At 64.9% G+C, this 7694-nt stretch carries 7 protein-coding genes; 2 read left to right on the top strand and 5 right to left on the bottom strand.

The window, feature by feature from the left end; genetic code table 11:
• Nucleotides 1–294: 294 nt before the first annotated feature.
• Nucleotides 295–1398: a saccharopine dehydrogenase family protein gene (locus FJ957_RS28270; RefSeq protein ID WP_140836103.1), complete on the bottom strand. Its 1104-nt coding sequence runs from the start codon at nt 1396–1398 to the stop codon at nt 295–297.
• Nucleotides 1399–1534: 136 nt separating this feature from the next.
• On the opposite strand from FJ957_RS28270, the gene FJ957_RS28265 reads away from it, so the two are divergent.
• The gene (locus tag FJ957_RS28265) at nt 1535–1963 is read left to right on the top strand and encodes an Lrp/AsnC family transcriptional regulator (protein ID WP_140836102.1); all 429 of its coding nucleotides are present in this window, start codon (nt 1535–1537) and stop codon (nt 1961–1963) included.
• 238 nt (nt 1964–2201) lie between these two features.
• Nucleotides 2202–2489 carry a GIY-YIG nuclease family protein gene (locus FJ957_RS28260; RefSeq protein ID WP_140836101.1) on the top strand — a complete coding sequence of 96 codons (288 nt, stop codon included), beginning with the start codon at nt 2202–2204 and terminating at the stop codon, nt 2487–2489.
• Nucleotides 2490–2805: 316 nt separating this feature from the next.
• Here the strand turns inward: FJ957_RS28260 and FJ957_RS28255 are convergent, their stop codons facing one another.
• Genes FJ957_RS28255 through FJ957_RS28240 form a run of 4 tightly spaced genes read right to left on the bottom strand, consistent with a single transcriptional unit; the run spans nt 2806 to nt 7688 of the window.
• Nucleotides 2806–4839, bottom strand: coding sequence for an aldo/keto reductase (locus tag FJ957_RS28255; RefSeq protein ID WP_140836100.1), 2034 nt, complete (start codon nt 4837–4839; stop codon nt 2806–2808).
• A gap of 58 nt (nt 4840–4897) precedes the next feature.
• A complete protein-coding gene (gene ugpC, locus FJ957_RS28250; RefSeq protein ID WP_140836099.1) occupies nt 4898–5983 on the bottom strand; it encodes a sn-glycerol-3-phosphate ABC transporter ATP-binding protein UgpC in 1086 nt (361 codons plus the stop codon).
• Between the two features lie 11 nt (nt 5984–5994).
• Nucleotides 5995–6831 carry a carbohydrate ABC transporter permease gene (locus tag FJ957_RS28245; protein ID WP_140836098.1) on the bottom strand — a complete coding sequence of 279 codons (837 nt, stop codon included), beginning with the start codon at nt 6829–6831 and terminating at the stop codon, nt 5995–5997.
• A complete protein-coding gene (locus FJ957_RS28240; protein WP_140836097.1) occupies nt 6828–7688 on the bottom strand; it encodes a sugar ABC transporter permease in 861 nt (286 codons plus the stop codon). Before FJ957_RS28240 ends, FJ957_RS28245 begins: the two co-directional genes overlap by 4 nt.
• Between the last annotated feature and the right edge of the window lie 6 nt (nt 7689–7694).

Genomic DNA, 7694 nt, shown 5'->3' with positions numbered 1-7694 from the left:
TTCGCTCAACTGCCTCTCCAAAGAATCCTTTCTCAGCCTAAACTCAACCCCAAAAGCGCCATATGCGATTCCCCTGCTCCGGAGGGGGAGAGGTGGCGCCGCGAAGCGGCGACGGAGTGGGGGAAGGCGCTGCTCAGATGCGCTGCCGCTGACAACTACACATCACCACCGGGGCCTCAACCAGGGCCAGGCATCCGGCTTGAAATAGCAACCGCCCGGCGCCGGTCGACCCCCACTCCGTCGAGCTTCGCCCGACACCTCTCCCCGGTCGACGGGGGAGAGGAAAGGCGCTGCTCAACCCGCCAGCCTGCTCGCCATCTCGTGCTGGGCGTAGGCGCGGCCGAAGCGGTTGGCGAGGAAGGCGTCGAGGGCGATGTCTTCCTGGCGCACGAAACCCTTCGCCGGCAGCGAGCCGTCGGCCAGCATGTCGAGCACGGCGCAGATGCCGGAAGCGGTGGTGATCTGGATGGCGCTGCGCACGATGTTGCCGACGCGCTGCGAATAGATCTTGTTGGCGTAGGTCTCCTGCAGCAGGCGGCCGTTGCGGCGGCCCGAGACGGTGACGAAGACGATAACCACGTCCTGCAGCGTCGAAGGCAGCGCGCTCTCAAAGATGTCCTTCAGCACGTCGCGGCGGTGGCGCAGGCCCAGATCGTTGAGCAGCGCCTTCATGATCGCGGCGTGGCCGGGATAGCGGATGGTGCGGTAGTTCAGCGTGCGCACCTTGCCCTTCAGTGTCTCGGCGAGGGTGCCGAGGCCGCCCGAGGTGTTGAAGGCCTCATAGGTGACGCCGTCGAGCGAGAATTCCTCGCGCTCCTCCAGCGGCGGCACTTCGATCAGCTCGCCCTCGACGATCGCCTCGCAAGGCTCGCAATATTCGTTGATGACCCCGTCGGTGCTCCAGGTGAGGTTGTAGTTCAGCGCGTTGGACGGATATTGCGGCAGCGCGCCGACCCGCATGCGCACGCTTTCCAGCGTGTCGAAGCGGCTGGCGAGATCGTTGGCGACGATCGAGATGAAGCCCGGCGCCAGGCCGCATTGCGGGATGAAGGCGCTCTCGGCGTCACGCGCCAGCTCCTTGACGCGGCGGGTCGAAACGACATCCTCGGTCAGGTCGAGATAGTGCACGCCGGTGGCGGCGGCCGCCTCGGCGATGCGGGTGGTGAGGTGGAAGGGTGCGGCGCTCAGCACGGCGAACTTGCCGGCGAGAACCTTCTCGAGCTCACCCACGGCGGCGATGTCGAGCTCCTGCGTCTCGACGCCGGCCGGCAGTTCGGCGGAGGCAAGCTGGGCGGCCGAGCGGTCGACGAGCGTGACGCGGTAGTCGCCCGTGGCGCTCAGCATTTCGGCGATGGTCGAGCCGATCTTGCCGGCGCCGACGACAACGATGTTCTTCATGATCAATATCCCTTGCGAATTCTGATTTGGGCAATTCGATTGGCGAGAATCTTCGCAGCTTGCCTGTCGAAAGGAAGCGTGGAATCTGGCAATATGAAGCGGAACTTTGAACGATCTGCCGAAAGGTTTCGTCGAAATGATCACAGAAGCCGAACAAGCCCTGCTTACCCTGCTGCGCGCCAACGCCCGCGCTTCGACGGCGGAGCTCGCGCGGCAGCTCGGCGTGTCGCGCACGACGGTGCAGAGCCGCATCGAGCGGCTGGAGCAGCGCGGCATCATCGCCGGCTATGGGGTGAGGCTGTCGCCCGACTACGAGCAAGGGCTGGTCAAGGCGCATGTGCTGCTCACCGTCACGCCGAAACTCGCCGACAAGGTGGTGCGCAGCCTGGAAGCGATGGCGCCGGTCCGCACGGTGCATTCGGTGAGCGGGAATTTCGACATGATCGTCATCGTCGACGCGCCGTCGATCCGCGATCTCGACGCGCTGCTCGACCGGATCGGCGCGATGGACGGGGTGGAGCGGACCTCGTCGTCGATTATTTTGTCGACGCGGGTGGATCGGTAGCAACGCCTCAGATGTTCGCGGGGCGGCGAAGCTGCCGATCTTCCCCCTTGCGGGGGAGATGGCCGGCAGGCCAGAGGGGGTTCGCCTCCCGTAGAGCGCCGACGCCTCCTTCGTCATTCTAGGGCGGAGCAAGGAGCGAAGCGACGCGCGCAGACCCTAGAATCCATGCCGTGACATTGGCCATAGAATGCAACTGCCCAGAATAGCCGTTGGTAGTAGCGCCAGGTAAGATCGCCACGTGACAGGCTACGTCTACATGACCGCGAGCCAGAAAGGCGGCACGATCTATATCGGCGTCACCAATGATCTTGCTCGCCGTATGCCCGAGCATAAGACCGGCCAGGGCTCCACGTTCACCAGCCGTTACGGCGTGCAGCGCCTCGTCTGGTACGAAGAGCATTTCGACATCACCGATGCCATCCAGCGTGAGACGTCATTGAAGCGCTGGCCACGCCAATGGAAGGTGGAATTGATCGAGAAGAGCAACCCTGAATGGTTCGAGCTGTTTCGCGGGATCGGCCGGTGAGCGTTCTGGACCGTGGCGGCGCTCAGGAGTCACGGCATGGATTCTAGGGTCTGCGCGCGTCGCTTCGCTCCTTGCTCCGCCCTAGAATGACGAAGGGAGGCGCCGGCGCGAGGCCCCCCTCTCTGTCCTGCCGGACATCTCCCCCCCTTCAAGGGGGGGAGATTGGCAGCTTCGACGCTGGCACCTTTTCTGCAACATTGGTGATTGGCGAAAGCCGGCGTGACATCTGATCTCCCCCTTGAGGGGAAGATGCCCGGCAGGGCAGAGAGGGGGGCGAAGGAACGCAGCGCCCGTCATCTTGCTCGTGGTCTATCCCCTAAGCCCTGCGCCTTTCCGGCCCCTCGTCCAGCCACGCCACATCCTCCGGCGTCAGCTTGATATCCAGCGCCTTGAGGCTGTCCTCCAACTCGTCCAGCGTGCGCGGGCCGATCAGCGGCACCGAGGGGAAGGGCTGAGCCAGCACATAGGCCAGCGCGACATGGATCGGGCTCTTGCCGAGTTTTTGGGCCAGTTCGATCGCGCGGTCGCGGCGGCCGAAATTCTTTTCCGAATACCAGACCCGCACCAGCTCCTCGCTGTCATGCTTGCCGCGGCCGGCGCGGTCGGTGAAGAAGCCGCGGCCCTGGCTCGACCAGGCGAAGTTCGGCATCTGCCGCGCCGTCAGCCAGGCCTTCCACGCATCGGTCGAAGAGGTGACGCAGCCGGCCCAGATCGGCTCCAGCATCTCGGCCAGCGAAAAATTGTTGGAGAGCGCGCCGGGCTTCTGCCTGCCGTGCTTTTCGGCGTAGGCAATCGCCGCATCCATGCGCTGCATCGTCCAGTTGGAGCCGCCGAACAGGCCGCGGATGCGGCCGGCCTTGGCCTCCGCGTCCATCGCGTCGACGAATTCGCCGACCGGCACGTCCGGATTGTCGCGATGCATGAAATAGATGTCGACATGGTCAGTCTGCAGCCGGTCGAGCGACTGTGCCAGCTGCTTGCCGATGACGTCGGGGTAACAGAGCGGCGAATGCGCGCCCTTGGCGATGATCACCGATTGCGCACGCACGCCGCGATTGGCGAGCCATTGGCCAAGCAGCGTCTCGGTGTAGCCGGCGCCATAGACAAAGCCTGTATCGAACAGATTGCCGCCGGCCTCGAAATAGGCGTCGAGCAGGATCGAGCCGGAGGAGAAGCTGCGGAAATCCTCGAAGCCGAGCGCAAGCCGCGAGACGGGTATCGACAGGCCGGGAATGTCACGCTTGCCGATGGCGGCGCCGTTGGTCCTGAGCGGGCGGCCGGAAATGGTGTCGACACGCTTAGCCGGCTTCTCGATCTCATATTCGAGCCCGACAGCGGCGCGCCATCTGTCGAGGACGCGCAGCGTGCCGAGGCTCTCGGCCCAGGACATGCCGGGCCAGGCGAATTCCTGCCGTCCGGCGAGGATCGCCTCGCCGGCGGCGTCGACCTCGAAGGAATAGAGGTGGCGGGTGTCGCCGAGGCTGATCACCTCGCGGGCGGCCCCGGACCGGATCACCTCGATCCGGCCCGGTCCCACATCGCGGTTGCCACCGGCGAACCAGAAATCGGGCACCTCGATGCGGCCTTTGGTGCCGAGGATGCGCAGCACATTGTCCTGGTCGAGCGAGATGCTGCAGGACACTTCAGCGACGATGCCGCCGGGGAAATGCAGCAAGGCCGAGGCCCATTCGTCGACGCCGGACCGGCCGAGATGAGCGGTGCCCGTCACCTTGTCGGGCTCGGCGAAAGGCTGGCCGATCGCGGCGCCAGCGATCAGCCGCGCCATCGATACGGGATAGCCGCCGACATCGAGGATGCCGCCGCCGGCGAGCTCGTTGGCGTAAAGCCGGTGCTCCGGCATGAAGCCCGGCATGGCGAAGCCGAAGCTCGACTTGATCATGCGCACCTCGCCGATGGCGCCGGATTTGATCAGCTCGACCAGCTGCAGCGTCTGCGGATGCAGCCGGTACATGAAGGCCTCGCCGAGGAAGGTGCCGGCCTTGCGCGCCGCATGCATCATGGCATCGGCCTCGAAGGCGGTCAGGGCCAGCGGCTTTTCGCATAAGACATGCTTGCCGGCTTCGGCCGCCTTGATCGCCCATTCGGCATGGCCGGGATGCGGGATCGAAATGTAGACGGCGTCGACGTCCTTGTCGGCAAGCAGCGCGTCATAGCCGTCGAGGATGCGCGCGCCCGGAAAGGTCTCGGCAAGCCCCGCTTTGCCCGGATTGCGGGCGCCGAGCGCCGTCAGTTCGCCGGTGCCTGACTGCGCCACGCCGCCGGCAAAGGATTTGGCGATGCTGCCGGGCCCGAGGATGCCCCAGCGGATTTTCTTGGATGAGGATGTCATATCAAATACTCCATGGGTCGCCGCCACGCCTGGCATGCCGGCAAAGAAAACTTGCGGGTCAACGGATCCTTGCGCCCTTCTTGTCGAAGAGCAGCGCCCGTTCCGCCTTGATCGAGACGGTGAAATGATCGCCGCTGGCGCGCTGGCGCGAGGCCTCGCGCTCGACGATCAGCTCCTCCGGCCCGGCATTGGCGTAGACGTAGCTGACCGAGCCGAGATGCTCGGCGACGTCGGCCTTGACCGGGATGTCGCAATCGCCCTTGCCGGCCTCGAAGAAATGCTCCGGCCTGACGCCAAGCACGACCTCGGCATCAAGGGCGGGAAAAGCTTCGGCGAGCGGTTTACGCAACCGCGCGCCGCCGTGATTGACGAGCTCGACGATTGCCGCGCTGTTGGAGACCTCCACGACCTTGGCGCTGAGGAAATTCATCTTCGGCGAGCCGATGAAGCCGGCTACGAAACGGTTTGCCGGGTCGTCGTAAAGATCGAGCGGCGCGCCGATCTGCTCGACATTGCCGGCCTTCAGCACGACGATACGGTCGGCCAGCGTCATCGCCTCGGTCTGGTCGTGCGTCACATAGATCATGGTGACGCCGAGCTCCTTGTGCAGGCGCGAGATCTCGACGCGCATCTGGACCCGGAGCTCGGCGTCGAGATTGGAGAGCGGCTCGTCGAACAGGAAGACCTGCGGCTCGCGCACGATGGCGCGGCCGATGGCGACGCGCTGGCGCTGGCCGCCGGAGAGTTGCTTCGGCCGGCGTTGCATCAATTCGTCGATGCGCAGGATTTCCGCCGCTCGGCTAACCCGGCGATCGGTGTCGGCCTTCGGGTTGCCGTTCATCCTGAGGCCGAAGGAGAGGTTCTGCTCGACGGTCATATGCGGGTAGAGCGCATAAGACTGGAAGACCATGGCGATGCCGCGCTCGGCCGGCTCGACATCGTTGATCACCTTGCCGCCGATGGCGATGTCGCCGCTGCTTATGTCCTCCAGCCCGGCGATCATCCTCAGCAGCGTGGACTTGCCGCAGCCGGAGGGGCCGACGAAGACGACGAACTCGCCGTCGGCGATGTCGATGTTGGCGCCGTGGACGATTTCGAAGACGCCGAAGCGTTTGACGACATTGGTGAGGGTGACGGCCGCCATCGCGCTCCTTCCTACTTGACCGCGCCGGCGGCGATGCCGGCGATGAAATGGCGCTGCAACAGCACGAAGACGATGAGCATCGGCACGGTCAGCATCACAGCGCCGGCCATGATGCCGCCCCACGAGACCTTGGTCAGGCCGATCAGCGTGCCGAGCGCCACCGGTGCCGTCATCGCGCCCGGCTGGCTGTTGATGAGCAGCGGCCAGAGATAGTTGTTCCACGAGGCGAGGAAGAGGATGATGGCCAAGGCCGCCAGCATCGGGCGGGCCAGCGGCAGCGCCACGAACAGGAAGATGCGCCATTCCTTGACGCCCTCGACGCGCGCCGCGTCGAACAGCTCCGCCGGCATCATCGAGAAGGCCTGGCGCATGAAGAGCACGCCGAGCGAATTGAACAGCGGCGGCACGATCAGCGCGATCCAGGTGTTGGCCAGAGCGAAGTCGCGCGCCACCATGATGAATTGCGGGATGAGCACCACCGCGTAGGGCAGCGTGATGGTGCCGAAGATGATCGCCACGACCGCGCCCTTGCCGTGGAATTCGTAGCGCGCCAGCGCCCAGCCGGCCATCGAGGTGAGCAGCACCGAAAGGATCGTGTAGGTCACCGCGACCGAGACCGAGATGCCGATGGCGCCGATGAAATTGGTGTCGCGCTGCAGGTTGGCGACATTGTCGAGGAAATTGTCGTGCGGCAGAAGCTCGATGCCGGGGCTGAAGATGCCGTTGTCGGGCATGGTGGAGAACACCACCATCATCCACAGCGGGAACAGCCAGACCAGCGCCAGCGGCGTCAGGAAAAGATGCAGCGCAATGCTGCGCCCGAGCCTTGCCTGCGAGCGCGAGGTCATTTCGGTTCCCTCATCAGCCAGAGCTGCACCAGGGTGATGGCGATCGCCAGCCCCGCCATGGTGTAGGCGACGGCCGAGGCGTAGCCGAAATTGAGCGAGCGGAAGCCCTGGCGGTAGAGCAGCAGGCCGAGCGTCTCGGTGCCGCCGCCGGGGCCGCCGCGCTCGGTGATCAGGAACGGCTCGGTGAAGAGCTGCATGGTGCCGATGATCGACAGCACGGCGCAAAAGACGATGACCGGCTTCAGCAATGGCAAGGTGATGTAGAAAAATTGCTTCAGCCTGCTGACGCGGTCGAGTGTCGCCGCCTCGTAGACGTCCTCGGGGATGGACTGCAGGCCGGCCAGGATGATGATGGCGTTGTAGCCGGCCCAGCGCCAGGTCACGGCGATCATAATCAGCGCCATGGCCGGCGTGACGTTGGAGAACCAGTCGATCTTGGCCAGGCCGACGCTGTTCAAGAGCTTGTTGACGATGCCGAAATCGAGGCTGAACATCAGGCGGAAGACGGCCGAATAGGCGACCTCGCCGACCACGACCGGGGCGAAGAAGGCGAAGCGGTAGAGGCCGCGCGCCTTGAGCAGCGGCGAGTTCAGCAGCACCGCCATGACGATCGCCAGCGCAATCATCACCGGCGCCTGGATGACCAGGATCAGCAGCGTGTTCTTCAGCGCATTGTAGAAGGCGGGGTCGCCGATCAGGCGGCCCCAGTTGAAGGCCGGCGCGAAGCGCCACGGCACGGTGCGCGTCGCCTGGAAGGAGATCAGGAAGGACGAGATGATCGGCCAGATCCAGAAGATGGCGAAGATCAAAAGGTAAGGCGTGAGGAAGCGGTACGCGGTGGCGTTCTGCGTGCGCATCGTCCT

It is taken from the genome of Mesorhizobium sp. B2-4-6, from assembly GCF_006442775.1.
Taxonomy (GTDB): Bacteria; Pseudomonadota; Alphaproteobacteria; order Rhizobiales; family Rhizobiaceae; genus Mesorhizobium.
This window is presented reverse-complemented; position numbering and strand designations above follow the sequence as displayed.

Excerpts from the sequence above, each read along its gene's own strand:
- FJ957_RS28270 (WP_140836103.1), bottom strand. The coding sequence starts at position 1,398 with ATGAAGAACATCGTTGTCGTCGGCGCCGGCAAGATCGGCTCGACCATC.
- FJ957_RS28265 (WP_140836102.1), top strand. The coding sequence starts at position 1,535 with ATGATCACAGAAGCCGAACAAGCCCTGCTTACCCTGCTGCGCGCCAAC.
- FJ957_RS28255 (WP_140836100.1), bottom strand. The coding sequence starts at position 4,839 with ATGACATCCTCATCCAAGAAAATCCGCTGGGGCATCCTCGGGCCCGGC.
- ugpC (WP_140836099.1), bottom strand. The coding sequence starts at position 5,983 with ATGGCGGCCGTCACCCTCACCAATGTCGTCAAACGCTTCGGCGTCTTC.
- FJ957_RS28245 (WP_140836098.1), bottom strand. The coding sequence starts at position 6,831 with ATGACCTCGCGCTCGCAGGCAAGGCTCGGGCGCAGCATTGCGCTGCAT.
- FJ957_RS28240 (WP_140836097.1), bottom strand. The coding sequence starts at position 7,688 with ATGCGCACGCAGAACGCCACCGCGTACCGCTTCCTCACGCCTTACCTT.